Annotated in this window: 30 protein-coding genes and 1 riboswitch; of the genes, 4 read left to right on the top strand and 26 right to left on the bottom strand. The window is 35.5% G+C overall.

The genetic code is table 11. The features are described 5' to 3' along the window. Window positions 1-95: 95 nt before the first annotated feature. The 8 genes from AC2CGR_RS02905 to AC2CGR_RS02870 form a co-directional block, all read right to left on the bottom strand. Window positions 96-809 (bottom strand): hypothetical protein, encoded by a 714-nt coding sequence (locus tag AC2CGR_RS02905; protein WP_048527031.1) that lies wholly within the window; start codon window positions 807-809, stop codon window positions 96-98. A 64-nt stretch (window positions 810-873) separates the two neighbouring features. Continuing rightward, the gene (locus AC2CGR_RS02900; RefSeq protein ID WP_001288997.1) at window positions 874-1,077 is read right to left on the bottom strand and encodes a DUF2768 domain-containing protein; all 204 of its coding nucleotides are present in this window, start codon (window positions 1,075-1,077) and stop codon (window positions 874-876) included. Between the two features lie 267 nt (window positions 1,078-1,344). Beyond that, complete coding sequence (locus AC2CGR_RS02895; RefSeq protein ID WP_000369753.1) at window positions 1,345-1,596, bottom strand: stage VI sporulation protein F; 252 nt, start codon at window positions 1,594-1,596, stop codon at window positions 1,345-1,347. Between the two features lie 115 nt (window positions 1,597-1,711). Next, window positions 1,712-2,734 carry an NAD(P)H-dependent glycerol-3-phosphate dehydrogenase gene (locus AC2CGR_RS02890; protein ID WP_029440681.1) on the bottom strand — a complete coding sequence of 341 codons (1,023 nt, stop codon included), beginning with the start codon at window positions 2,732-2,734 and terminating at the stop codon, window positions 1,712-1,714. Window positions 2,735-2,752: 18 nt separating this feature from the next. Continuing rightward, entirely contained in the window at window positions 2,753-4,063 is a 1,311-nt protein-coding gene (gene der / locus AC2CGR_RS02885; RefSeq protein WP_001125893.1) for a ribosome biogenesis GTPase Der, read from the bottom strand. 124 nt (window positions 4,064-4,187) lie between these two features. After that, on the bottom strand, window positions 4,188-4,373 hold the full coding sequence (locus tag AC2CGR_RS02880; protein ID WP_087964738.1) for a capping complex subunit for YIEGIA: 186 nt from the start codon (window positions 4,371-4,373) through the stop codon (window positions 4,188-4,190). Further along, the gene (locus AC2CGR_RS02875) at window positions 4,370-5,263 is read right to left on the bottom strand and encodes a YIEGIA family protein (RefSeq protein WP_270185353.1); all 894 of its coding nucleotides are present in this window, start codon (window positions 5,261-5,263) and stop codon (window positions 4,370-4,372) included. Before AC2CGR_RS02875 ends, AC2CGR_RS02880 begins: the two co-directional genes overlap by 4 nt. After that, window positions 5,256-5,867: a YphA family membrane protein gene (locus AC2CGR_RS02870; RefSeq protein ID WP_000399228.1), complete on the bottom strand. Its 612-nt coding sequence runs from the start codon at window positions 5,865-5,867 to the stop codon at window positions 5,256-5,258. The genes AC2CGR_RS02875 and AC2CGR_RS02870 overlap by 8 nt, the downstream gene beginning before the upstream one ends. A gap of 117 nt (window positions 5,868-5,984) precedes the next feature. On the opposite strand from AC2CGR_RS02870, the gene AC2CGR_RS02865 reads away from it, so the two are divergent. Further along, a complete protein-coding gene (locus AC2CGR_RS02865) occupies window positions 5,985-6,119 on the top strand; it encodes a YpzI family protein (RefSeq protein ID WP_000513900.1) in 135 nt (44 codons plus the stop codon). Window positions 6,120-6,433: 314 nt separating this feature from the next. Here the strand turns inward: AC2CGR_RS02865 and AC2CGR_RS02860 are convergent, their stop codons facing one another. The 4 genes from AC2CGR_RS02860 to AC2CGR_RS02845 form a co-directional block, all read right to left on the bottom strand. Next, a complete protein-coding gene (locus AC2CGR_RS02860; protein WP_029440680.1) occupies window positions 6,434-7,483 on the bottom strand; it encodes a type 2 isopentenyl-diphosphate Delta-isomerase in 1,050 nt (349 codons plus the stop codon). Between the two features lie 12 nt (window positions 7,484-7,495). After that, entirely contained in the window at window positions 7,496-8,644 is a 1,149-nt protein-coding gene (rpsA, locus tag AC2CGR_RS02855) for a 30S ribosomal protein S1 (protein ID WP_000229567.1), read from the bottom strand. 333 nt (window positions 8,645-8,977) lie between these two features. Further along, window positions 8,978-9,655, bottom strand: a complete 678-nt coding sequence (gene cmk, locus AC2CGR_RS02850; protein WP_131101765.1) for a (d)CMP kinase — start codon at window positions 9,653-9,655, stop codon at window positions 8,978-8,980. A gap of 128 nt (window positions 9,656-9,783) precedes the next feature. Then, a complete protein-coding gene (locus tag AC2CGR_RS02845) occupies window positions 9,784-9,957 on the bottom strand; it encodes a YpfB family protein (RefSeq protein WP_087964731.1) in 174 nt (57 codons plus the stop codon). Window positions 9,958-10,137: 180 nt separating this feature from the next. Between AC2CGR_RS02845 and ansA the strand changes: the two genes are divergently transcribed. Beyond that, complete coding sequence (ansA, locus tag AC2CGR_RS02840) at window positions 10,138-11,112, top strand: asparaginase (RefSeq protein ID WP_000822020.1); 975 nt, start codon at window positions 10,138-10,140, stop codon at window positions 11,110-11,112. Between the two features lie 37 nt (window positions 11,113-11,149). Here ansA and AC2CGR_RS02835 read toward each other — a convergent pair whose 3' ends face one another. The 12 genes from AC2CGR_RS02835 to AC2CGR_RS02780 form a co-directional block, all read right to left on the bottom strand. After that, the gene (locus tag AC2CGR_RS02835; protein WP_131101761.1) at window positions 11,150-12,130 is read right to left on the bottom strand and encodes a YpdA family putative bacillithiol disulfide reductase; all 981 of its coding nucleotides are present in this window, start codon (window positions 12,128-12,130) and stop codon (window positions 11,150-11,152) included. Window positions 12,131-12,238: 108 nt separating this feature from the next. After that, the gene (locus tag AC2CGR_RS02830; protein ID WP_001240643.1) at window positions 12,239-12,769 is read right to left on the bottom strand and encodes a peptidoglycan recognition protein family protein; all 531 of its coding nucleotides are present in this window, start codon (window positions 12,767-12,769) and stop codon (window positions 12,239-12,241) included. Window positions 12,770-12,848: 79 nt separating this feature from the next. Continuing rightward, window positions 12,849-13,085: a DUF3961 domain-containing protein gene (locus AC2CGR_RS02825; RefSeq protein WP_001983018.1), complete on the bottom strand. Its 237-nt coding sequence runs from the start codon at window positions 13,083-13,085 to the stop codon at window positions 12,849-12,851. A 93-nt stretch (window positions 13,086-13,178) separates the two neighbouring features. Then, window positions 13,179-13,388 (bottom strand): hypothetical protein, encoded by a 210-nt coding sequence (locus tag AC2CGR_RS02820; RefSeq protein WP_087964727.1) that lies wholly within the window; start codon window positions 13,386-13,388, stop codon window positions 13,179-13,181. A gap of 78 nt (window positions 13,389-13,466) precedes the next feature. Beyond that, complete coding sequence (gudB, locus tag AC2CGR_RS02815) at window positions 13,467-14,753, bottom strand: NAD-specific glutamate dehydrogenase (RefSeq protein WP_000225176.1); 1,287 nt, start codon at window positions 14,751-14,753, stop codon at window positions 13,467-13,469. Between the two features lie 268 nt (window positions 14,754-15,021). After that, entirely contained in the window at window positions 15,022-15,630 is a 609-nt protein-coding gene (locus tag AC2CGR_RS02810) for a genetic competence negative regulator (protein ID WP_001235392.1), read from the bottom strand. A gap of 77 nt (window positions 15,631-15,707) precedes the next feature. Beyond that, the gene (locus AC2CGR_RS02805; protein WP_484480490.1) at window positions 15,708-16,583 is read right to left on the bottom strand and encodes a MerR family transcriptional regulator; all 876 of its coding nucleotides are present in this window, start codon (window positions 16,581-16,583) and stop codon (window positions 15,708-15,710) included. Further along, window positions 16,583-17,359, bottom strand: coding sequence for a metallophosphoesterase (locus AC2CGR_RS02800; protein ID WP_087964723.1), 777 nt, complete (start codon window positions 17,357-17,359; stop codon window positions 16,583-16,585). The genes AC2CGR_RS02805 and AC2CGR_RS02800 overlap by 1 nt, the downstream gene beginning before the upstream one ends. Before the next feature lie 58 nt (window positions 17,360-17,417). Continuing rightward, the gene (locus tag AC2CGR_RS02795) at window positions 17,418-17,897 is read right to left on the bottom strand and encodes a LysM peptidoglycan-binding domain-containing protein (protein ID WP_087964721.1); all 480 of its coding nucleotides are present in this window, start codon (window positions 17,895-17,897) and stop codon (window positions 17,418-17,420) included. Between the two features lie 22 nt (window positions 17,898-17,919). Further along, a complete protein-coding gene (locus AC2CGR_RS02790; protein WP_001025765.1) occupies window positions 17,920-18,483 on the bottom strand; it encodes a CPBP family intramembrane glutamic endopeptidase in 564 nt (187 codons plus the stop codon). Beyond that, entirely contained in the window at window positions 18,483-20,012 is a 1,530-nt protein-coding gene (locus AC2CGR_RS02785) for a RecQ family ATP-dependent DNA helicase (RefSeq protein WP_087964719.1), read from the bottom strand. The genes AC2CGR_RS02790 and AC2CGR_RS02785 overlap by 1 nt, the downstream gene beginning before the upstream one ends. Continuing rightward, window positions 20,002-21,063, bottom strand: coding sequence for a YpbB family protein (locus tag AC2CGR_RS02780; protein WP_087964717.1), 1,062 nt, complete (start codon window positions 21,061-21,063; stop codon window positions 20,002-20,004). Before AC2CGR_RS02780 ends, AC2CGR_RS02785 begins: the two co-directional genes overlap by 11 nt. 298 nt (window positions 21,064-21,361) lie before the next feature. Here AC2CGR_RS02780 and AC2CGR_RS02775 point away from each other — a divergent pair, with 298 nt between their 5' ends. Beyond that, window positions 21,362-21,610 (top strand): ferredoxin, encoded by a 249-nt coding sequence (locus AC2CGR_RS02775; RefSeq protein ID WP_001151996.1) that lies wholly within the window; start codon window positions 21,362-21,364, stop codon window positions 21,608-21,610. A 122-nt stretch (window positions 21,611-21,732) separates the two neighbouring features. Here AC2CGR_RS02775 and AC2CGR_RS02770 read toward each other — a convergent pair whose 3' ends face one another. Continuing rightward, window positions 21,733-22,311, bottom strand: a complete 579-nt coding sequence (locus tag AC2CGR_RS02770; RefSeq protein WP_484480489.1) for an ECF transporter S component — start codon at window positions 22,309-22,311, stop codon at window positions 21,733-21,735. 162 nt (window positions 22,312-22,473) lie between these two features. Continuing rightward, window positions 22,474-22,613: riboswitch (FMN riboswitch) on the bottom strand. A gap of 245 nt (window positions 22,614-22,858) precedes the next feature. Between AC2CGR_RS02770 and AC2CGR_RS02765 the strand changes: the two genes are divergently transcribed. Next, on the top strand, window positions 22,859-23,545 hold the full coding sequence (locus tag AC2CGR_RS02765; protein ID WP_087964715.1) for a hypothetical protein: 687 nt from the start codon (window positions 22,859-22,861) through the stop codon (window positions 23,543-23,545). Window positions 23,546-23,573: 28 nt separating this feature from the next. Here AC2CGR_RS02765 and AC2CGR_RS02760 read toward each other — a convergent pair whose 3' ends face one another. Then, a complete protein-coding gene (locus AC2CGR_RS02760) occupies window positions 23,574-24,188 on the bottom strand; it encodes a peptidoglycan DD-metalloendopeptidase family protein (RefSeq protein WP_029440669.1) in 615 nt (204 codons plus the stop codon). Window positions 24,189-24,201: the final 13 nt, after the last annotated feature.

Raw genomic sequence — 24,201 nt, 5'->3', positions numbered from 1 at the left:
GACTATTAAAAAAATACCTTTTGTTTGCATCGCAAGTTGTGTAACATAAAAAACCTTTCTTCTAGAACTTATTCACTAAAAGAAAGGTTCATGACTTATGATTTTAAAAAAATTGGTTCTCCATCCTTTACCGTATACGGCAAAGAATACGCAGGTACAAATGGAGAATCTTTCGAAAGGATATTTCGGATATCTTCTCCCTCCTTAAATTGCCCTTCATTCTTTTTCAACGCTTCATATAAGTCAATTCTATAATCAACAAAAAGTTCTCCTTTTTCGTTGATTACAAATGGTAGTCCTTTACCAGAATAAGGACTTGTCACTTGCGGTACATCTTTATATCCTAGTTTTTTGAAATCTAATTCATACACACCATCTGAAATTACCTTTTTAAAAGGTGGATATTGATGTTCATCTCGATACATCCGAAGCTTTAAAGATAATTCCTGAATTTGTTCAGCCATCCTAACATCAATTAACTTTACTGTCGGGTTTGTTTCAACGTCTATTAATACGTATTGATATACTCCCCCGCTTTCATACGCGTTCCCTGGCGCTTCTTGTATGTAACGCGGAGAAATTTTTTGAAAATCGATTGGATACTTTTGATAAATAGGCGTATTCATATCCCGCGTCTTAATTGGCAATATCCCACTATTTTGCTCCTTAAATGTCGCAACAGCTTTTTGAACGACCTGTAGCTGATCTTCATAAGGGACAGCATTTTGTTTCATATTTTCTTTTGGATACAGACATCCTGTTAAAAGGCTGATACAACAAAATATTAAAATAATATGGATTTTTTTCACTAGTAATCACCTTTTCATACTAATATAACTTGCTCCGTATGTAGCATTTTCGAGACCATCCCCTTTACTGCTGTACCGGTCCACTAAATACAACAAGAAAAATAACAATTCCTGACACAACCATAAGGGTGTAGGCTACCAATGCTGTAATCCCTTTCAAAATTTTATTCTTTATTTTATATCTGCTTAGCAAAATAAAACTTACTGCAAAAAACATAAAGCCAATTGCCCCTAAAGCAAACCACATTTTTATAAGCCCTTCCGACATATACACACCCCTTTTTATCAATCTATTTTTATACTATTTTAACAAATTAAAATCTTTAAACAAATACAAAAAGAACATTTTACTACAAATTGCGAATATGTAACTTTAATCAATAGGTTTTTCAGCATTTCTCACTAATCTACATAAACATAAAAACCGAAGCGAGTGTATCTCTCGCTTCGGTTGACCAAATATGCCCAAAACAGCTCTATTCCCATACTTTCATGGCTATCATATGCAATCTACAAACTCTTTGTTTCTCATATTTTATTTTTTAAACATTTTGCTTAACGAGCCAAAATCTGCCGGCATATTATTGTTAATAATCGCTTTTACAATTTGATCCTCTTGTTCTTTCGGCACTTCACGTCCTGCCATAAGAGCCACTTGATGAATCAATTGACGAAGCACAGTCTCATCACGTAAATTCGCATTTTGTACAGATGATGCTAATTTAAAAATATCTTCTTTATTCACTTTCGCTTCTTTTTCAATGTTATTAAAAATGTTATTATCCATTCTTTTCACCCTCTCCTCAAGTTACTCTTCATCCTATGCAAAAATAAAAAAATGGTGAAAAGACCCAAAAAAATAAAAAGCGACAGAAGTACAAATGTACTTCTGTCGCTTTTCTTTACAGTAAGTCAGGTATAGCTTCCACTTCGTGTTTTCGAACACGTCCCATTAATGAGCCTACTGCGTCTTTTACATTATTCCCATTAAATAGCACGTCATATAAAGCTGCTGTAATCGGCATTTCAACTTCCATTTTCTCTGCTAATTCATGAGCAGCTTTCGTTGTTCTTACACCTTCTACAACCATACCCATACTTTCTAATACTTCTTCTAAAGAGTGTCCTTTTCCAAGCATATTTCCAGCACGCCAATTTCGGCTATGGACACTTGTACAAGTTACAATTAAGTCCCCCATACCAGTTAGACCAGCAAACGTTAACGGATTTCCACCCATTTTTCTTCCTAAACGAGCAATCTCCGTTAAACCACGCGTCATTAATGCCGCTTTCGCATTATCACCTAATCCAAGTCCATCAGTTATCCCTGCAGCTAATGCGATAATATTTTTTAACGCACCACCAAGTTCAACTCCAACGATATCCGGATTTGTGTATACACGGAAGTAACTATTCATAAACAAGTCTTGCACTTCCTCAGCCGCTTCCATACGCTTCGCCGCTGACGTAACCGTCGTCTCTTGACGTAAACCAACTTCTTCAGCATGACTCGGCCCAGACAGTACAACAACGTCTTTAATTAAGTTCTCTGGAATTTCTTCCTCAATCACTTCCGAAATACGTTTTGACGTACCAGGTTCAATTCCTTTACTTGCATGAATCCAAGTAGTCGGGCCTGCTACATATTTCTTCATATCTTGCAGTACTTCTCTATACGCTTTCGTTGGTACTACAAGAAGTACTACATTTACATCTACTAATGCTTCTTCTAAAGAAGAGTAGGCTACGATTGTGCTTGGCAATGTAATTCCCGGAAGGTATCGACTATTCTCATGTTTTGTATTAATCTCATCCATAAGTTCAGAACGATTTCCCCAAATACGTACATCATGCCCATTGTCAGCTAATACCATCGCTAACGCTGTTCCCCAGCTACCTGCTCCAACTACTGTGATTTTTGTCATAAAATCACATCCTCTCCATTAGTCTCTTGCTCTAGCGATAATGTGAATCGGCGTTCCTACAAAGCCAAATGATTCACGTAAACGATTCTTTAAGAAGCGCTCATATGAGAAGTGCAATAATTCTGGATCGTTTACAAACACAACAAATGTTGGTGGTTTTACCGCAACTTGTGTTGCATAGAAAATCTTCAGACGACTACCGTTATGCGTTGGCGTTGGATTCATCGCTACCGCATCCATAATTACATCATTTAATACATTCGTTTGAATACGGATACTATGGCTTTCATTTACCTCATCAATAACCGGTATTAACGTTTGTGTACGTTTTCTCGTTTTCGCAGATAAGAATACAATCGGTGCGTACTCTAAAAATTGGAAATGAGCACGGATGTTTTCTTCAAATGCTTTCATTGTTTTCTCGTCTTTTTTCACTGCGTCCCATTTGTTTACAACAATAACGACAGCTCGCCCTGAATCATGAGCGTATCCAGCGATTTTTTTATCTTGTTCAATAATTCCTTCTTCACCGTCTAAAACGACTAAAACAACGTCAGAACGTTCAATCGCTCTTAGTGCACGAAGTACACTATACTTTTCTGTACTTTCATACACTTTCCCTTTTTTACGCATACCAGCTGTATCGATAATTACATAATCTTTTCCATCTTTACTATATGGTGTATCGACAGCATCACGAGTTGTTCCTGCTACATTACTAACAATTACACGCTCTTGACCAAGCAGAGCATTTACAAGTGATGATTTCCCTACGTTTGGACGTCCAATTAAAGAGAAACGAATTGTATCTTCATCATATCCGTCTTCTTCAATCTTTGGAAAATGCTGCGCAGCTTCGTCTAATAAGTCACCTAATCCTAATCCATGTGTACCTGAAATTGGGAATGGCTCACCGAATCCTAATGCATAGAAATCATAAATGTCACTGCGCATTTCCGGATTGTCCACTTTATTTACTGCAAGTACAACTGGTTTATTTGAACGATATAATATTTTCGCAACTTCTTCATCAGCTGCTGTTACACCGTCACGACCATTCGTCATAAAAATGATAACATCCGCTTCATCAATTGCTACTTCAGCTTGTTGACGAATTTGTGTCAAAAATGGCTCGTCTCCAATATCAATTCCACCTGTATCAATAATGTTAAATTCATGATTTAACCATTCTCCAGCGCTATAAATACGATCGCGCGTTACACCTGGAATATCTTCTACGATTGAAACTCTCTCTCCAACAATTCTATTGAAAATAGTAGATTTCCCTACGTTCGGGCGGCCTACTATTGCTATTACTGGTTTCGGCATATACTTTCATCCTTTCAACTTGCTTCTGTTTATTATGTAAAAAACCCTTCTTTGTGCAAGAAGGGATTTGCATTCCAGAATATTTCTCAACGTATCAAAACACCTCACATTATAACACACGTTGCTAATGTTTCACAATAATATATACATTCTGTTGTAAGCGATGCGCAATACCATCTAGAATTGCCTCTAAATTATTTGCAACAAATTCTAATTCCTCTGTCGATTCACAAGTAAACAGAGGAGCACCACCAGCAAATTTCTCCGGGGTCGTTGTAATAACTGCAAGAATTACACTTTCTAACATCATCTCTTATCTCCCCTTCCTTTCGGGGCTTCCGATGACATATGAACAGCACTTTCTAACGTCGGCACGTTCCCTATGACACCTATCGCTTTCTCCGCATCTTGATCTTGTGGCAAGACAAAGATTCCAACCCTACCATCCTCTAAATCACGCTTTGCTAACGGAACAAGTGCCGGCGTACCAGAATCTCTATAAATCCCTAAAGCAACAGAAACATCATGTAAAATAGCCTGTCGTTGTCCTAAGTTGGAGATTGTCACCATCGCATCAATTGTTTTCGGCCTTAAAATAAAACCCATTCCATATTTCATAATTTCCTCTTGTCTTGCTGGCAATCCAATATTCATAATGTAAATATTATCAATATATAGCCCTGCTCCTTCAAAACGAAGTGGAACATGCTCTATATCAACAAGATCATGCAACCTTCTGCCAGACATTAATTTTTTCGCAATAAAAAATGCGATGATTGCCATAATTACTCCAGCAATCCATGAACGGAACCCTATATACGCAAACGTCGTCACAAACGACGTTAACATCGCCAAATAGTTGCGACTTTCAAAAACTAATGCAATTCCTTCAATGTATGTATTCCCACGCGGTACGAGCTCATAACCATCTAATTGTTGCAATGTATTTCTTTCCATATTACGCACATCACGAAACTGTGTTGCTGCTAACGTCAAAAACGTAATGGCAGAAAAATCTTTTTTCAATATGGACGGAATTGCAATCGCTCCTAAAGCTGCTGCAATTAACCCCATCGCAATATGAATAATTTTCCCGTGAAGTCTCGTCGGATATTGCCGCGTATCCGTCCTGAGCATTAGCACTCTCGTTACTGTCCCCGCTATTACGCCACATAAAATGGCCGGTGTATATTCAATCATGTATTACCCTCGCCTTTCTTTTACGTGTTTTCCTCTTAAACTGTTCCATATATACTGATGCTTTCGCAATCCAAAACAAAATTGCCATAAAAAATGTAGAAACGGCGACGATATCAAAAAATGCCAAACTTCCGTAATCATAAGGAAAATGTAGTTTCCGAAAAATAAGTGTCACTAGCAATTCTCCCTGTAACATTCCTATATAAAGAGAACATAATCGTAGTATGCGATCTTCGTGTAATAAAACCGATGCATACACAAGTGCACCACTTAACAAAAACAACCTGTCCACCACAATCCAAATTGGATCATATACTTCTAACAAATGAAAACTCGTATATAACATTGCAATAATAAGTGCCGAAAGTAAGCTATATAATTTTTTCCAAATAGAATATAGTGCGATTCCTATAAAAGCAACAACAGAAAGTAAAAGTGCATTTACTGATACCGTGAATGAAGCAATCGTTACATGTAACGGAGAGCAAATAATAAAAATCAATATACAGGCGCTGATCTTCCACCGAATAGAATCCTTTTTCATAAAAAAAGTTACGACAATCCACCCTATCCAAGCTACAAAATAAAAAGTACTCCCTTCCATCATTTCACCTCCTATGTTTTCCATTATGGGAACTTTTTATGAAAGTTAATCCCTCTTTCTTTACGCATAGTTTTTTCCTATAACAGCAACACTTTTAGTAAGGAGGTGCTATTCATTATGGGTAAAGATCGTCAAGAACGAAAACTAAGAGAATCACGCCGCGTTGAATCTGACCGCGACCAATCACTACAATATCCAGGGGCAACTGGACTGGATACACCAGAGCAAGCTCGTAAGCAAAATCAGCACTAATGAATACAAAAAGACGGTTTCGATATTGTACGAAACCGTCTTTTACATATCCCTCATATTTTACTTATATCAAAATAACATTTCACATGCGAATCTTTCTACAATTTATTTCTATTCTTCTCTCTTTTCCCTTGGCAAAATTAAATCTTCTTCAATAATTAATTAGCACACTTTCCACATTTTTAATCAAAACTTATTTAATAAAATATTTATACATATTAATAATTTCATTTTTATAGAATATTAATTCTATCCCTCACCTTATATTACTAAAACGAATAGAATACAAAAAAATCAACCGTTTGGTTGATTTTTTATCTTCTACTATAATGCGTCGTATCAATTCCACGCTGCGTTAACCAATGATACGTTTCGCCCTTTACAACAAGAGGTACAGACTGTAACTCTTCTATCGTCTTCGCACCGAGAGCTGTCATAATAAATTTCAAATCTGTATGTAAAAGATCAATTTCATCTACTAACTTCTCGATACCATCTTGCATTAAAATACGTAAAAAGTATCCAGCAAACGCAGTTGTATGCGCCCCTAATGCGATTGCTTTCGCTACGTCAAGCGCTGTTTGTATACCCCCAGATGCAATAAAAGAGAGGTTATTATTTGTAGAGGTTGCTTCAATAATCGAGGTTGTTGTTTGTATGCCCCAGTTATTAAAATAAGAAAGCATTCGCTGTCTTCTTTCATTTTCAACAGCAGCAAAATTCGTACCACCTTGTCCGCCAATATCAATTGCCGTTACACCTATGCTCGCCAACTGTTGCATTGTTTCCTTACTCATCCCAAATCCAACTTCTTTCACAATGACAGGAACTTTACTATTTAAAACAATTTTCTCAATACGCTGAAGCACACCAGTAAAGTCACGGTCTCCTTCTGGCATCGTTAACTCTTGTATGACATTTAAATGAATTTGCAATGCGTTCGCTTCAATCATATCAACGGCACGCTCTGCCTGTTCAATAGTTGCCTCACTACCTAAATTAGCAAAGAAAATCCCATTTGGATTTACCTTTCTAATAATCTTATAAGAAGCAGCCTCACTTTCATCTTTTAACGCAGCCATTTGCGATCCTACAGCCATAGCAAGATTATGTTGTTTTGCTACATATGCTAATTGCTCATTAATATGTAACGTTTTCGCTCCTCCACCACCAGTCATCGCATTGATAAAAATCGGCGAACTTAGTGAAAGTTCGCCGATTTTTGTTTCACATGTTATTGTATCATAACTTGAATTTGGCAAGCTTTGATGCACAAAATCAATATCATGAAAGCCATGCGTACGAGACTGACCAGTAGAAAGAGCGTATTCAATATGATCTAATTTACGTTTTGCCCTTACCACTTGTACCCCTCTTTATTTCTTTAATTTTTTCAGTTGTTCACCAATAATATCACTTAATTGGAAAGTAGCAGAATCAGCATTTGGTTCATACTGACTGTAATCCTCAATTACATTATTTTCCTCAAGCGCTTCTTTTATACTTAAAGAAATACGTTTCTCTGCTACATGCACTTCAAGCACTTTCACTTTTACTTCTTGTCCCATTTCCAATACTTCATTTGGATTCTTCACATGACGATTTGCAATTTGAGATACATGCACAAGGCCTTCAACGCCAGGTAAAATTTCAACGAATGCACCGAATGTAACAAGACGCTTTACTACTCCTTCACGAATATCTCCAGCTTTTATTTCGCCAGCAACATTTTCCCAAGGTCCTGGTTGAGCTGCTTTAATTGATAAAGAAATACGTTGTGTATCAGCATCCACAGATAACACCTTCACCTTTACCTTTTGACCTTGCTCTAATACTTCGGAAGGTTGCTCTACACGTTCGTGTGAAATTTGTGAAATATGAACTAAACCGTCCACACCACCAACATTAACGAAAGCACCAAAATCCGTTAGTCGTTGTACTGTTCCTTCAACAACGTCGCCTTCTTTTAATGAAGAAATTGCTTCTTTCTTCTTAGAATCTAGTTCTAATTCTACTACCGCTTTATGCGAAAGGATCACACGATTTTTTTCACGGTCCAATTCAACAATTTTCACGGCTAATGTTTTGCCTTTATAGTCAGTAAAATCTTCTACATAATGTACTTCTACAAGTGAAGCTGGTATAAAGCCACGAACACCAAGGTCCACAACTAATCCACCATTCACGATATCTTTTACGGTAACATCAAATACGTGACCAGAAGTAAATTTCTCTTGTAATTCTACCCATGCTTTTTCTGCATCAACAGCACGTTTAGATAAAACAAGATCATCCTCTTCTAACTTAATAACCTTTAATTCTAGTGTTTGATCTAATTCTACAACATCGCTTGCTTTTTCAATATGAACGTTAGCTAACTCACTAATCGGAATTACGCCATCTGTTTTGTATCCAACGTTTACAAGCACTTGTTTCTCTTCAACTTTCGTTACAGAACCTGTAACAACGTCACCAACTTGTAATTCTTTTGAATCCATAACTTCTTCATTCATTTTCTCTACCATGGAAATACCTCCCTACAGAATTGACAAAGCATTTTTTATGTATATACGAAATGAAAACAATTGTTTTCATTTGCATGTTTAAGAATTTATCATCACATACTTAAACTTCATACATTTCACTAGAAAATATATTAAACCTATATAAATAGTATACAGCAAAATCATCTTGAAGAAAGTATGTTTTGAAATATAATAGCGAATATATTCTGACAGTTTTACTCCTCTTTAACTAACTTCTTACAAATCCGATCATTTGTCAAGGAAAGAGACTCACAATTCACGTATCTTTTACATTTCTATATAAACAAAAAAGAAAGAGGCTACCCCCTTTCTTTATTTCGCAAACACTCCTGAAACAATACCCATAATTTTTTGGACAACTTCTTCAATTGATAAAGAAGTTGTATCTAATTCCAATGCATCATCAGCTTTTTTTAGAGGAGAAACTTCGCGTTCTGAATCTAATTTATCACGCTGTGCAATTTCTTCTTTTAACTGCTCTAAATTAGAATCGAAACCTTTATTCATATTTTCTAAATGTCTTCTTTCTGCTCTTTCTTCAACAGAAGCAAGCATAAAGATCTTCACTTCAGCATCTGGTAACACATGTGTACCAATATCACGGCCATCCATTACAACGCCGCCTTTTTCTGCTAACTCTTGTTGACGACGTACCATTTCTTCACGAACAAGGCGATGTTTCGCCACAATAGATACTCGGTTCGTCACCTCAGGTGTACGAATTACTTCAGAAACATCTTGTCCATTTAAAAATACAAGTTGTGTATTTTCCCCTTGCTGAAACTCAATATTTACATTTTTTACAACTTTCATTAACTGCTCTTCATTTTCAATGTCCACTTTTTGTTCAAGGGCTGCATATGTAAGCGTACGATACATTGCGCCTGTATCAATATAAACGTAAGAAAGTTTCTTCGCCACAACTTTCGCAACTGTACTTTTTCCAGCAGCTGCTGGACCATCTATAGCAATTGAAATTCGTTTATCCATTGTAACACCTCATTTTTTCACTTATAAAACAAAACGAAAAGCAGGTATTCTCCTGCTTCTTCTCATTTGCTTCACGTCATTAAATCCTCAATTATTGTAGCATAATCCTTCCTAGAAGAAAATGAAAACTACCTATTCACCTGTAAGATTTTCGCTTTGTTTTTTACCATGACACCTTCATAATAAACAATTTTCGATAAATATGTTACCGATGACTTATGTATAAATAACAATTGCACAACACAAAGACAAATAAATTGTATTATTAATATACGAATAAAAATTCTCTCCATCTTTTTCACCGTAATTGCTCCCTCTTATACTATATTTGCACATTTCATTTCGCGATTTTATACATCGTACATATAGCAGTTCATTTTATTGTCATTTTCGAGGCATACTTTTATACATTTCCATTGTCGAATTTACTCAAAACATGTTATGTTCTAAATGTATTTTTTTACTTGAAAGGGGTATAAGCATTGAAAAGAATCCTAGTTTTACACACAGGTGGAACAATTGCAATGGAGGAAGATAAAGAAACTGGGGTCGTACAACCAGGTGAAAAAAATCCTCTTTTAAAATTCATTCCTGATTTAGAAGGCGATGTTGATTTAATCGTTGAAGATGTGTTCCATCTACCATCTCCTCATATGACACCGAGCGAAATGTTACAATTACAAGTCATTATTGATGAAAGAGTAAAACAAGACAACATTCATGGCGTAGTCATTACGCATGGTACGGATACATTAGAAGAAACAGCCTATTTCTTAGATTTAACAGTACAAGCAACTATTCCGATCGTTGTAACAGGTGCAATGCGCTCTAGCAATGAATTAGGCGCTGATGGTCTATATAACTTCTTATCAGCTGTAAAAGTTGCTAGCAGTAGTGAAGCTGCTGAAAAAGGCGTTTTAGTCGTATTAAACGACGAAATTCATTGCGCTACAAATGTAACGAAAACACATACAAGTAATGTAGCAACATTCCAAAGTCCACAGTATGGACCAATCGGTATGGTAACAAAACGTGGTGTTGTATTCCACCATGCTTTAGTACATCACGAAACCTATTCAGTAAATAAAGTTTCTAAAAATGTAGTCGTTCTAAAAGCGTACGCTGGTATGGACGATACATTGTTAGCAGCAATTGAAAATCTTCCAGTAGACGGTATTGTTATTGAAGCGCTTGGACAAGGTAATTTACCTCCAAGAACACTTCCTAGTCTAGAACGACTAATAAACAAAGGAATTCCCGTCGTATTAGTTTCCCGCTGTTTCAACGGCATCGTTCAAGATGTATATTCATATGAAGGCGGCGGCAAACAATTAAAAGATATGGGTATTGTATTCACATACGGTTTAAACGCTCAAAAAGCACGTATTAAATTATTAGTTGCATTAGAGAACACAACTTCTCATGAAGCAATCCAAAATATGTTTATGCACGATTAAAAAAGAAGCTGTCGAAGTTTATTTCGACAGCTTCTTTTTACATTTCCCTTGTTGCAATGGTTTGCGCAAGCGCATCTCCATGAAATCGACCGTTCTCAATAAATATTTCATTTGCATTATTTCCAGCAGCAATTACACCTGCAATGAAAATATTTTCAGCGTTCGTTTCCATCGTATCCTCTGTATAAATCGGACGTCCTGTCTCTTCATCAATCCGAACACCCATTTTCGTTAAGAAGCTATGATCAGGATGGTAACCAGTCATCGCAAATACAAAATCATTTTGGATTGTATATGCCTCGCCATCAACTGTATACGTTAATGTATGTTCAGTAATTTCTTTCACATGAGCCCCGAAATGCATGTGAATTGTACCATTTCGGACTAACGCCTCAAACTCCGGCAAAATCCACGGCTTTATGCTTGGTGAATACTCACTTCCGCGATATAAAACTGTTACACGCGCACCAGCTTTAACAAGCTCTAAAGCGGCATCTACACTCGAGTTTTTCCCACCTATAACTACTACATCTCGATCAAAATAAGGATGTCCTTCTTTAAAATAGTGAGCTACTTTCTTCAATTCCTCACCTGGAACATTCATATAATTTGGATTGTCATAATATCCAGTTGCTACAACAATATATTTCGCTATATATATTTCCTTACTTCCGTCACGCTTTGTCGTCTCAACCTGAAAAACTTCTCCATCTTTTTGAACTTTCTCCACTCGCTCAAAAGCATTTACACGTACAGATTTACGTCTTACTACTTCACGATAATACGCAAGCGCTTGATTTCGAACTGGCTTACGATTTTCTGTAATAAAAGCTACATCACCAATTTCTAATTTTTCACTAGAAGAGAAAAATGTTTGATGAGTCGGATAATTATAAATGGCATTTACAATGTTTCCTTTTTCAATTACTAACGGATTTATCCCTACCTTTTGCAACGAAATTGCAGCCGCTAATCCGCACGGACCGCCTCCGATTATAATAACTGTTTCTTTCTGCATACTCGTCCACTCCTAGTCTTCTACCAATACACTATTTATAAAAACAAGAAAAAACCTACTTACAGCAGTAGGCACCTATCTTTATTGTATTCATTTTTCATATATTTGTCATCTAAACGAAACGTACATCCGATAGACATCTGCTAAAAACTGCTGAAATTTAATACCTTGTTTGCCTAATACATTTTCAGGATCAATCTTTCTAGCTGGGTCAAGTGTTTTATGTGAAACGATATCTTTTTTCGGATTCAAGCCGAAGTTTTGACATAAATACGCATGATACCACGTAAAACGGGTATATGCTTCCCAAAAGTTAACATCACCACCATAACAAAGCTCCACTCCAATGGCAGCCTTATTGGCATCATACCCATATAAATCATTATCTGTCGGCACACCATATCGAACATGATAGGCAACTTCATTTATAGGAATAATTTCTAATATTGTTTTGTCATCTATAAATGTATGTGCCGAGGCTTTCGGTTGTATTTCATTAAAATAATCTCGATTCCCTATCGCATTGCTACCAGGATTCCCCGTATCATGACTTACAATAAACCTAACTTTAGAAAGAGGAATTCCCGGTCGTGAACTTCCATATCCAATATAGTTACGCTCTATAGGAAACATCGCCATTACTACCAACTCCCGCTTCAGAAGATTACCTTACTTCCTTATATATGTATTCGGTAGTAATGTCCTTATAGCATATTTCTTACGCGAAGAGAAAATCGAAAATGTTTGATGTGAACACCATAAATAATAAAATACTTACAGCAACTCCATAAAAACCGTAAAACCAAACACAATCTTCTTTCGTATCTAAACCGAAAAATTTATTTACTGATTGTAATAATGTGCCGCGCTTACTTTGTTTATTTCTTAATACTTCCACTCGTTCTACAACATCCGCTGGCATCATAAATCTTTGGTCTACTGTCATTTTCATCATTTATCTCTCCTTAAAATCATTTCCGTTTTGTTTATCTAAGGAGAGTATAGCACGTTTGTTCGTATAGAACAAGCGTTCTTTTCATTTTTTATTTTATTTTTCAGCAAACCAAGTAAGAATCGTGATTACAAAGGCAATAATCGGCCCTACTACAACTGCACCAAATATTAAAAACAGTAGCCCTTCCCCGAACACCCGAACGATACTTGCTTTTTCGGCTTTCATCGTTCTTGCGAGTTCTCCCTCTAACCTCTTAACCTTTTCTTCTAATTGTTCTACTCGTTCCATCATTTCATTTCCCATATGCACCACCTCACTCTAATACTTCAACAAAAAAACGTGATTCCCTCGAGAGGAATCACGTTTTCTCATGATATGGTATTATACCCAACCTCTGAAGCGACTTGCTTCAGCCATTTTACGAACACCGACCATGTATGCTGCTAAGCGCATGTTCACTTTACGAACCTGTGCTGTTTCATAAATAGAATCAAATGATCTTACCATCACTTTTTCTAAACGTTGTTCTACTTCTTCTTCAGTCCAATAGTAACCTTGGTTATTTTGTACCCACTCAAAGTAAGATACTGTTACCCCACCAGCACTTGCTAATACGTCTGGAACAAGTAAAATTCCGCGATCTGTTAAAATTTTAGTTGCTTCTAATGTTGTTGGACCATTTGCAGCTTCAACAACGATTTTCGCTTTAATATCATTAGCATTTTCTTCTGTAATTTGGTTCTCAATTGCAGCTGGAACTAAAATGTCGCAATCAAGTTCTAACAATTCTTTGTTTGAAATTGTATTATTAAATAGTTTTGTTACTGTACCGAAGCTATCGCGACGGTCTAATAAATAATCAATATCTAATCCGTTTGGATCATGCAATGCGCCGTAAGCATCTGAGATTGCAATAACTTTCGCACCTGCATCATGCATAAATTTAGCTAAGAAGCTACCAGCATTACCGAATCCTTGAACAACAACGCGTGCACCTTTAATATCGATGTCGCGTTTTTTTGCAGCTTCGCGAATACAAATTGTAACACCTTTCGCTGTTGCTGTTTCACGTCCATGTGATCCACCTAATACAAGCGGCTTACCTGTAATAAATCCTGGCGAGTTAAATTCATCGATACGGCTATACTCATCCATCATCCATGCCATAATTTGAGAGTTTGTGAATACATCTGGTGCTGGAATATCTTTCGTCGGTCCTACGATTTGGCTGATTGCTCGTACATAACCGCGGCTTAGTCTTTCTAACTCGCGGAATGACATTTCACGTGGGTCACAGATAATTCCACCTTTACCTCCGCCATATGGTAAGTCAACAATACCACATTTTAAACTCATCCAAATTGAAAGTGCTTTCACTTCATTTTCTGTTACATTCGGATGGAAGCGAATTCCACCTTTCGTTGGACCAACAGCATCATTATGTTGTGCACGATATCCTGTAAATATTTTAACAGTCCCGTCATCCATACGAACTGGTATTTTCACTGTCATCATACGAACTGGTTCTTTTAATAATTCATATACTTCGTTTGGATAACCCAATTTTTCTAACGCTTCACTGATAACAATTTGTGTTGAATTCAATAGTTCAAAATGTTGTTCCCTTTGTTGTTGTGTTTTTGTTTGAGTTCCCTTTTCGGCTACCATAGTAAGTAAACCCCCTGTAATTTCACTTGTTTAGTAAACCTTCATTGCCTAGTATACACCGTTAAATTTGGAATGCAATAGAAAACGCTAACAAATATATACAAAGTATTTTCCGTTGCAAGCGTTTTCACTATCATTATAGTCCTTTTATTGCTTTTAGAAAAGTAAAATACTTAAATATTTAAATATTTTTTATTTTACTTATATAAAGTACTTTGAAAAGATACATTTAAGTAAGGTAAAAAAACAAAACCTTAGCTATGTTATATTAGCTAAGGTTTTGTTTTTTTACAAAGTAATTGTGTATTTGTTCAATTGCTTGAGAAGCCATTAATTCTTTACCATACTCCATTAGACGATAAATAGTTGCTGTAGACGGATTACCATATTCCGCTAAAATAGCTATAAAATCTGCCTTCAGTAATTGTATTTGCTCCTCTTCTTCCATCCAAAGATAGAAACGCCCATCCCACGTATATAATTTTCCGCCAGTTACATCAAGGTTATATAAACGATTCGACAGGTTAATTACGTCATCGAGTGTAGCAAACTCATAAAGGATATGTTCGCTTTCATCTAGAGTCACTTGCATTTCAATAAACTCATCACGGAACTCATCATCTGTATCCGCTTCTTGATGTTCTTTCGTTACAATTACGACCATTCCTTGCGCTTGTAGAGAAAATACTTCAACTGCAATCGGACCATCCGCTTCAAATCCTAATTCTTTATTTGCTTCTTGCATCATATCACGAAATAATTGCTGTACTTTCGGTGCATTTCTCCACAAATCTTCTTTCGTTAATCCTCGTTCAGATAAATCATCAAATGTTAAGAAAATTTTTATCTTATTGTAATTTAATCGTTCCAGCCTCATCTCATACCCTCCCTACGCAACCAATGAATATAATTTTTATTATATGAAATAGAAAATAGATGGTTCTTTTCGAACAACTATTCTAACATTTTTAACCAATCATCCCATTCTTCTTTCGTATCACCTATTAGGCTTGTTTGAATGTTCAACTGATTTCGAGCACCTATTTCTCCTATAACCCCAACAGAAAGGTTATCATTTTTTTCTTGCAATAAATCCACGTAGCTCATTGCGTTCTTCAGTTCTTGTCCATCATCAAAAGAGATTACTACATATTTAGGTCTTATTTGCTCAACAGCTAACGAAATACTAGCTTCCGCTAAGCTTGCCCTAATATATATCACCTCATATCCTTTTAATCGTAAATACGTTGAAAAAACAAACCCTTTCAACATATTACTTTCTAACACGACAACTTTGTGTATAGAAGAAAACGATGATGCATTATGATATACCATCCCTAGACGCGTTTGTAAAAATGATACGACATATTGGAATTGCACCATTGTAACTTCATTATTATTTTTTAACGTTAACAATTTATTTGACACTTGAAGAACAATACTTGCTATAACTTTTTCTGTTGCATAAATACTAAAAGCCTCGTTTAACAATGCAGAAGTTTTAATTTCATCAAATTTTAACAAAGCTTGTAGTAAATCGTCCACTAAAACAACTTCTCTATCGTAATGTATTTCATTTTGAACATTACTCTGCAAACGATTCCCTTCTAATAATTGAACTGCTTGTCCAATCATCATACCGGAAGAAATCTTGTCCATTAGCCATTTCAAAATTTGAATATGCTCTTCTGTATATAATCGATGCCCCGCATGATTCCGCTTTGGAGCAATAATTTGATATCTTCTTTCCCAGGCACGAAGCGTACTTGGTTGAATTCCAATTATATTCGAAACAGCTTTTATGTTATATTTTCCGTTTAGAGTTGGCATCATTTCCCTCCGCATAACGTAATAATATGTGTTTGAGCAGGTGCTCGGAAGCGAAGCGGAATCAACGTTGTTCCATGCCCATTACTAACAAAAAGAGTCATATTTGAATGCTTATATACGCCACCTTTTAAATATTTTTTAGATGGGAATAATCGGATCTGTCCTCCATGTGTATGTCCACTTAACACAAGTGAAATTTGTTCTTTTCCAGACATTTTATTTATTATATCAGGGTTGTGGCTAATTAATATGCGAAAACCCTCTTCCTTACAATCAGCCAACGCTAAGTCTAAACGATCACGTTCCAAACCAACATCATCTACACCGAGCAAACAAATTTTCTCTCCTAATTCAGACTCAAATACAACTCTTGTATTATCTAAAACTTTCACATTATTTTCTAATAACAAAGCATCTAATTCATGATATTCAATCTCATAATCATTATTTCCCCATACAAAATATACAGGAGCTATCGCTCTTAACTTTTGTATATTTGCAGAGATTTTCGATAAAGGGACACCTTTTTCCGCTAAATCACCACCAATAATTACAAGGTCTACTCTTCCTTTTACTTGTTCAATTAACGAATTCGAAATGGCCCTTCTATGAATATCAGATATAAAAAATACATTTACTTTTTGAAAACTTTTCGGAAATTCTTCAAATATTAAAGTATGTTCTAGTACCGTATCACGCATTGCTTCTGTATACATTACAAGAAGCAATATAATACCAATACAAACGAGAGTACTTAATAAGATAATCCATATCATATATTTTTTACTCCCCTCCTCATAAAGATAATCCTCAGTTTTTATAGTAAACGTTTTACTAACTCTCTCGCTTTGTGGACTTACCTTTTATCGGAATTTTTAATTCTTGACCTACATGCACTTCATCTTTTTGTAAATCATTATACTTTTTAATCACTTCGATCCCAGTTTCATCTGAAAAATATTGCTTCGCTATACTTTCTAAAGTTTCTCCTTCTTTCACCGTATGCGTGACGACTTTCTCAGATGATGCCTCGGACTCAGATTTAACTGAATCAAAAAAAATGACCTCAAATGCACTTTTTCCAGCGTTATTACTATCACTTTTCACCTGAATATATTTATCTGTATACCATAAGATACTAATTGGCAGTAATATGAATAGAAATGTTAAAACTCGGACGAAAATATGATTCATTTTAAACTTTTGTTTTTTCTCTTTATTTCTATGAATTTCACTACGCGGCGGTAAACCTTCTTTTTCTTCCACTCGCTCAACTTCTAATTCCTCTTCAAAATCAGGAATTCGTTTCCTCATGTTGTTCACCACCACCTTCCATTTATTTTCTTAATTGGAGTCCCATTATAAAATCAACAAGAAAGTGTGCAAAGATTGTTATAAACAAATTTCCTGTCCATTCAAATACATAACCAAAGACAAAACTAATGAAACAGACGAAACAAAACAAAAATGGCTTTTTTATATACCGAATATGTAACACTGCAAATACGAAACTCGCTATTACAATTCCAAAGTGCGTCTGCACTACACCTCTAAATAAAAATTCTTCTGCAAAGCCGATAATGAACGTAATAACAAGTAGATGCATAACTGACATCCCTTGAAACATCCTATCATTAATACCACCATCATCAAACCAAGACTCTGGAAATACTCGCATTGCAACATAATCTAATAACACAATACCAATCGCTAACAAGCCACCTATTATAAGTATAGACACCGGTTCCCATTTCCACAGACTATACACCGATTTTATATCTCGGAATAGTATATATGCTAGTAAACAACCGATACCGATAATAATGAACTGTGTGATATACAGATTCAGCCTTATTTCTTTCGGACTCATATCTTCAATATTATGCCTTTGAATGTTCATCATTCCCCCATCTTTTCTAGACCGAAAAGCTTTTGTAACTCTGTTTCCCAATTATAGTCGAAATCCGATTGTTGCGCTTGTCTTTTTTTATAATCTGTTTTTGTAATATGACAATAGTCGCAGCAATTCTTTAACTCGCCCTCTTTTCTGTAACCGAACTGTTGCAGCAAATATTCACGTCTACATCCTTTCACTTGTATCCATGATTTCATGTTTTCTAGCTCACTATATTTATTGCGTAGCCTTATTTCTACTTCAGCTATTAATCTGGTCATAATTTCATCTGACAAGCTCTCTAACATTAATTTTCTCTGTTGTATGATTCCAAGCTGTTCAAGATGATAGCGGATGAAACGCCAATATTGTTCATTAAATCTTGCTGCATTATAACAAATTTCTTCTACCTCTTCTATTGGTAATTCTTTCGTTTGAAACATTCTTTCTTGTAGTAAAGAAAATAAAAATTGTATTTGCGACTGACTTGGCAATTCATCTTCAATTATTGAAATTGGCAAATCGTGATCTAACGGACTACATAGTAAAATAGCTATACTCGGTTCACCATCTCTTCCAGCTCTTCCGATTTCTTGTAAATAAGAAGCTATATTAGTCGGATAGTGGAAATGAATAATATATCTCGTATTCGATTTATTTACTCCCATACCAAAAGCACTTGTACATATTACAAGCTGCAACTGGTCATTCATAAACTGCTGTTGAATTAACATGCGCTCTTCATGTTCCATACCACCATGATAGAAAGCGACACCAATAACGCCTTTTCCTCTTAAATATTCCGTTAAACGTTCTGTCCACGCTCTGCTTGAACAATATACAATCCCCGGCCCTTGTAAATACATCACCTGTTCCAAAAGCGCCTCTTTCTTCTCTTCTATCGTCTCCACAAATTGTACTTCCATCGCTATATTTGGACGATCAATAGAGTACACATGCTGCGTCACATTCTCCAAATTTAAACTCTCTGCTATATCTCGGAGTACATCTTTCGTCGCTGTTGCAGTTAAGGCTAGCACCGTAGGAGACCCGATATTTTCAATAACTACATTTAGTTTTTTATAATCTGGTCTAAAATCATAACCCCATTGCGAAATACAATGAGCTTCATCCACAACGAATAATGAAATATGAACTTTCTTCAATTCTCTTATTAATAATTCCGACTGCAACATCTCTGGTGAAACAAAAATAAATTTATAGGAAGCTAATCTTTTCATTGCTTCTCTTTTTTCATGTAATGTCCGAAAACTATTAAATGCTATCACTCGGTTTTTCACAACGTATTTTAATTGTGTAACCTGGTCCTCCATCAAAGATAATAATGGTGATACAACAAGTACTGTCCCTTCTTGCATGAGTCCTGGAAGTTGATAGCACATAGACTTCCCTCTTCCGGTCGGAAGCATCGCTATAACATCTTTTCCTTCTAATAAATCTGTAATTACCCCTTTTTGACCTGGACGAAATTCAGAATATCCAAACCACCTATATAAATATTCCTCAAGTTTCATTTATACCCTCCATCCGCGCCAATACAAGACGAACTTCAAAATAAGAGATACCCTCTCCAACCGCTTGTTTCAACTCACGTAGCTTACGTGTTTGTAATGCATCAATTACTTCTATTATTTTATCTATTTTTTCTTTTTCCATAAACATCTCGATAGAAAAATCTCTTTCTCGCAAAGCAATTTCAACAAAATGATCTTCTATCGTTGCAACCTTTAGATTTCTAATTGTCGCTATTTCTTCTAATGAGCGCCCTTGCCTCCAAAAATTATATGTTTTTTTCGTTGATAAACTAAATAATTCAGCTCTCTCATTTGGATAAGAGATAATCTCAGCTAATAACGGAAATTCATTTTCTTTATCGCGAACTTCTTGTATAAGGAAATGAATTGTACCCCAAAATAAAAAATACACCCTGAAAATATCTCGTTTCGTAATTTCCGCTAACTGCTGCAATGTACAACCGATACGTTCATATCCTGTTAATCTATATGTTACAATCGTCGCTTCTATCACATCACATTTCCCTAAAAGATTATGTATTTCTTTCCATAATCTTTTTGCCAATTCACTTCGCCTATACGGCATACCTGTTAAAAATCGCTTCACCCACACCATTATTTCTGTATCTTGTTGAATAGGAATAAACTTCGTATTATTCTGTTGTAAATTAGATACAGTTTGAATAATTAAAGATAATCTTTTCCAAAATGTTTCACCTAATTCACCATAGTGCAAACCATGTAAATGCGCTGGAAAAGCATACCCTTCCTCCCATGTATGTAGCTGCATTTTACCTTTAGGTGTTAACAAATATGTATTTTCATGTATTTCCTGAATCAAATCTGCTTGCAACAACTTTGCAACTTCACGATCATATTCAGTTCTATTTAACGATTTATATATTCCAAACAAAAAAGAAATTCGGAACATATTTCCATCTTGTAATGTTTGCGAAGAACGTTTTCCCTTTAATAAATAATAAATAGAAGAAACGGTCCTTTCACCATTCAATTGTTTTAAACAATACAATAAAGTATATTGTAGTTGCATTACCGCTTCCACCTTTCAATCTAACTTAATTGCTTTTTGATATGATTGTGCCATCTACCGTTACTCATTAAACTTATCATATGGGCAATATATACTTGTATATATTCTATTGTACCAAACGAAATAACATTTACGTATTTTGAAAATCTTATGACATAATGCAAAAATTAGTTGACACTCTAATTGATAAGGATTATCATTATAATTTTATGTTGAAAAGTTTTAAAAACCGTTTTACAATAAGGTTATAATTTTTATGGCGAGCTTTTCACATACATATTATCAGGAGGGAAAAAAGATGGCAAAATATACAATCGTTGATAAAGATACTTGTATCGCATGTGGTGCTTGTGGCGCTGCTGCACCAGACATTTATGACTATGATGATGAAGGTATTGCATTCGTAACATTAGACGATAACCAAGGTATCGTTGAAATTCCAGATGTATTACTTGAAGATATGATGGATGCATTTGAAGGTTGTCCAACTGACTCAATCAAAGTTGCTGACGAATCATTCGACGGCGATGCTTTAAAATTCGAATAGTCTTTTATTAACTTCAAAAAATACCCCTCATTCATTTGAGGGGTATTTTTTGTTTTCTATTTTCAGTCTCCTTAATAAAAAACCATTAGTAGTTACATACTACTAATGGTTTTATTTTATATTTATGCATTTTTCATTTTTGCAAACACCCATACTTTCAGGCGTGAGAATAACGCTCCAAATACAATTGTTACAACAATTCCTTTAATCAAATTAAATGGTAAGATTGCCGTTACAACCGTTGTTTTTATCGCTTCGCTAGACATAGCTGGTGAATTTAAAAACCAAGTGTAAGCTGGGAATATGATGATGTAATTTAATACACTCATAATGAGCGCCATTGTAATTGTCCCTAGCATTAATCCTGTCGTTAAACTCTTAACAGTACGATACTTCCTAAATAAGAAAGCTGCTGGTCCAATAAATAAACATCCTGCAATAAAGTTAGCAATTTCTCCAACTGGTACTCCCGTTAAACTCCCTTGAATCCCGTAATGTAAAATATTCTTTATCGCCTCTACAATTATCCCTGCAACTGGCCCGAAAATAATCGCAGCAATTAGAGCTGGCACATCACTAAAATCAATTTTTAAAAATGGCGGAAGCCCTGGGAATGGGAAATCCAACATCATCAGTAAATATGCAATACTACTTAGCATCGCTACACTCACCATCTGCACTACACTGTTTTTTTGTTTCATCTTTCTCTCTCCTTTTCCATCGATCATCTCATGGAAAGTGGAAAGGTTCTGCTATGCCTACTTTTTCATAGAACGAAAAAACCCTTTGTGTTTTACACAAAGGGAGAATTTAAGGCACATCAAACAGACGTTCAAACACCTATCTTTTTTGAACGCTTGAACCTCCATCTTCTCCCATCCAGACTGTACTGTCGGCTTTGGAATCACACCAAATCCTGCCTTAACGGCTCGCGGGCTTAGAACAAAATCACATATAGTTCATCACCGCCGGTCGGGATTTTCACCCTGCCCCGAAGATAGACCGATATTCTATTTTCCACTTCATTATACAACAACATGATCGTATTGTGAACAAAAAAAGCGTAACTTATTAAAAATAAGTTATTAATTTTACATAACCAAAGTCATTCATTATATTTTACAATACACCCCATATTTTTTAGTATTCGGCATTTCTCCTATGAATCCCCTAGTCATATATAATTAAAAGTGATAAGATGTTGAATTGTTAAGATAAGAACATTTTCTGGATTATGGAGGAAATGTCATGAAGAAAGAAAAGAGACACTCTATTCGAGAAACAATGAAAAAAAACTTAAGAAAAGAATACTTTTACTTAAAAAAAGAATTACTTTTCTACTGTCCAATTGATTTAGGCACATTCTCAAGCGAGACATACTATGCTGCTTTTGATGAAGATGGCATCAGTATTTATCAGTATGATAAAAAGACAGAAAGTAAATTAAAATTATGTGAGCGTCATCCATGGAAGAGTTGGAATAAAGTGAAGGTTGATCATTATTTGACAACTTCACAATTTATTTTTCAAGGTGAGCGAAACTGGATATTATCCCTTTTCCAAAAAGGAAAAGAAGCTCAAAAAATAATCGAAGAGCATACATCTTTACAAACTGAAGTTGTTTCCCGCTCTTTCTTAAAAAAGCTTCCTGGTTTCCGTTCTGGTACACCGTTGAATAAATACATCGGCAGCATTTGCTACACTGCACTCATTGCATTTTTATTAAAATGGATGATTCCATTTCAAGGACCACAAATCGCCCTGTACTCTATTTCAATCGGTTGTATGCTTCTTGGTTTACTTTGTTTGACAATCGGTTTAATTGAACCGACTATTGTACTATTTCGAACAAACGAAAAAACAAGAACGAAAGTATTTTACTTATATAGCTACTTAGCTATTTCTGGATTTATATGTGTCTTTATTTTTTGGTAAAAAAGAGCTAGTTAAACTAGCTCTTTTTTTACTTTACATATAATTGTTGATTTGGATAAATCAGCTCTTGTTGCAACCCATTTTTTTCTTGAATTTCCTTAACTGACATTCTAAATTTCCGCGCAATGCTCACTAGAGTATCACCTTTTTGGACGACGTATAACGATGAAGAAACTGCTTCATTTCTTTGTTCATGTAAAACAAGCAATGGATTCATCGCATTCTTTTTTGCCAGCGTCCATCTTCCTTGATGAACTTCTAAATGTAAGTGTGCACCTCGGGATTCTCCTGTATTTCCTACTTCTCCAATTATTTCTCCTTTTGAAATATCATCCCCTTGAACTACATATCTCTTATTTAAATGTGCATACACAGCCTCATATTCACCATGTTTAATAAAAATAACGTTTCCATAACTACTTGAATAATAAGACTTTGTTACCTTTCCTTCTTGAATAGCTGACACAGGCGCGCCGATCGGTGCTGCTATATCTATACCATAATGTTTTCCGTGCCTTGTTCCAAAATAATCACTTATCTGTCCTTCAACAGGCCATGCCCATTGATTTCCCTCTGCGTACACATGTAATTGAGATAAAAATAGTACTGTCAATAACATGACGCCATATTTTAGAGCTTTCATATACATCCTCCGT

The organism is Bacillus sp. LSHTCR4 (genome assembly GCF_057197025.1).
Note: the sequence above shows the minus strand (reverse complement) of the source record. Positions and strands in the feature narration are given on the sequence as shown.

Coding starts and splice junctions, on each gene's coding strand:
- AC2CGR_RS02900 (WP_001288997.1), bottom strand. CDS start 1,077: ATGTCGGAAGGGCTTATAAAAATGTGGTTTGCTTTAGGGGCAATTGGC.
- AC2CGR_RS02895 (WP_000369753.1), bottom strand. CDS start 1,596: ATGGATAATAACATTTTTAATAACATTGAAAAAGAAGCGAAAGTGAAT.
- AC2CGR_RS02890 (WP_029440681.1), bottom strand. CDS start 2,734: ATGACAAAAATCACAGTAGTTGGAGCAGGTAGCTGGGGAACAGCGTTA.
- der (WP_001125893.1), bottom strand. CDS start 4,063: ATGCCGAAACCAGTAATAGCAATAGTAGGCCGCCCGAACGTAGGGAAA.
- AC2CGR_RS02880 (WP_087964738.1), bottom strand. CDS start 4,373: ATGATGTTAGAAAGTGTAATTCTTGCAGTTATTACAACGACCCCGGAG.
- AC2CGR_RS02875 (WP_270185353.1), bottom strand. CDS start 5,263: ATGATTGAATATACACCGGCCATTTTATGTGGCGTAATAGCGGGGACA.
- AC2CGR_RS02870 (WP_000399228.1), bottom strand. CDS start 5,867: ATGGAAGGGAGTACTTTTTATTTTGTAGCTTGGATAGGGTGGATTGTC.
- AC2CGR_RS02865 (WP_000513900.1), top strand. CDS start 5,985: ATGGGTAAAGATCGTCAAGAACGAAAACTAAGAGAATCACGCCGCGTT.
- rpsA (WP_000229567.1), bottom strand. CDS start 8,644: ATGGTAGAGAAAATGAATGAAGAAGTTATGGATTCAAAAGAATTACAA.
- cmk (WP_131101765.1), bottom strand. CDS start 9,655: ATGGATAAACGAATTTCAATTGCTATAGATGGTCCAGCAGCTGCTGGA.
- AC2CGR_RS02835 (WP_131101761.1), bottom strand. CDS start 12,130: ATGCAGAAAGAAACAGTTATTATAATCGGAGGCGGTCCGTGCGGATTA.
- AC2CGR_RS02830 (WP_001240643.1), bottom strand. CDS start 12,769: ATGGCGATGTTTCCTATAGAGCGTAACTATATTGGATATGGAAGTTCA.
- AC2CGR_RS02825 (WP_001983018.1), bottom strand. CDS start 13,085: ATGATGAAAATGACAGTAGACCAAAGATTTATGATGCCAGCGGATGTT.
- AC2CGR_RS02820 (WP_087964727.1), bottom strand. CDS start 13,388: ATGGGAAATGAAATGATGGAACGAGTAGAACAATTAGAAGAAAAGGTT.
- gudB (WP_000225176.1), bottom strand. CDS start 14,753: ATGGTAGCCGAAAAGGGAACTCAAACAAAAACACAACAACAAAGGGAA.
- AC2CGR_RS02810 (WP_001235392.1), bottom strand. CDS start 15,630: ATGAGGCTGGAACGATTAAATTACAATAAGATAAAAATTTTCTTAACA.
- AC2CGR_RS02805 (WP_484480490.1), bottom strand. CDS start 16,583: ATGCCAACTCTAAACGGAAAATATAACATAAAAGCTGTTTCGAATATA.
- AC2CGR_RS02800 (WP_087964723.1), bottom strand. CDS start 17,359: ATGATATGGATTATCTTATTAAGTACTCTCGTTTGTATTGGTATTATA.
- AC2CGR_RS02795 (WP_087964721.1), bottom strand. CDS start 17,897: ATGAGGAAACGAATTCCTGATTTTGAAGAGGAATTAGAAGTTGAGCGA.
- AC2CGR_RS02790 (WP_001025765.1), bottom strand. CDS start 18,483: ATGAACATTCAAAGGCATAATATTGAAGATATGAGTCCGAAAGAAATA.
- AC2CGR_RS02785 (WP_087964719.1), bottom strand. CDS start 20,012: ATGAAACTTGAGGAATATTTATATAGGTGGTTTGGATATTCTGAATTT.
- AC2CGR_RS02780 (WP_087964717.1), bottom strand. CDS start 21,063: ATGCAACTACAATATACTTTATTGTATTGTTTAAAACAATTGAATGGT.
- AC2CGR_RS02775 (WP_001151996.1), top strand. CDS start 21,362: ATGGCAAAATATACAATCGTTGATAAAGATACTTGTATCGCATGTGGT.
- AC2CGR_RS02770 (WP_484480489.1), bottom strand. CDS start 22,311: ATGAAACAAAAAAACAGTGTAGTGCAGATGGTGAGTGTAGCGATGCTA.
- AC2CGR_RS02765 (WP_087964715.1), top strand. CDS start 22,859: ATGAAGAAAGAAAAGAGACACTCTATTCGAGAAACAATGAAAAAAAAC.
- AC2CGR_RS02760 (WP_029440669.1), bottom strand. CDS start 24,188: ATGAAAGCTCTAAAATATGGCGTCATGTTATTGACAGTACTATTTTTA.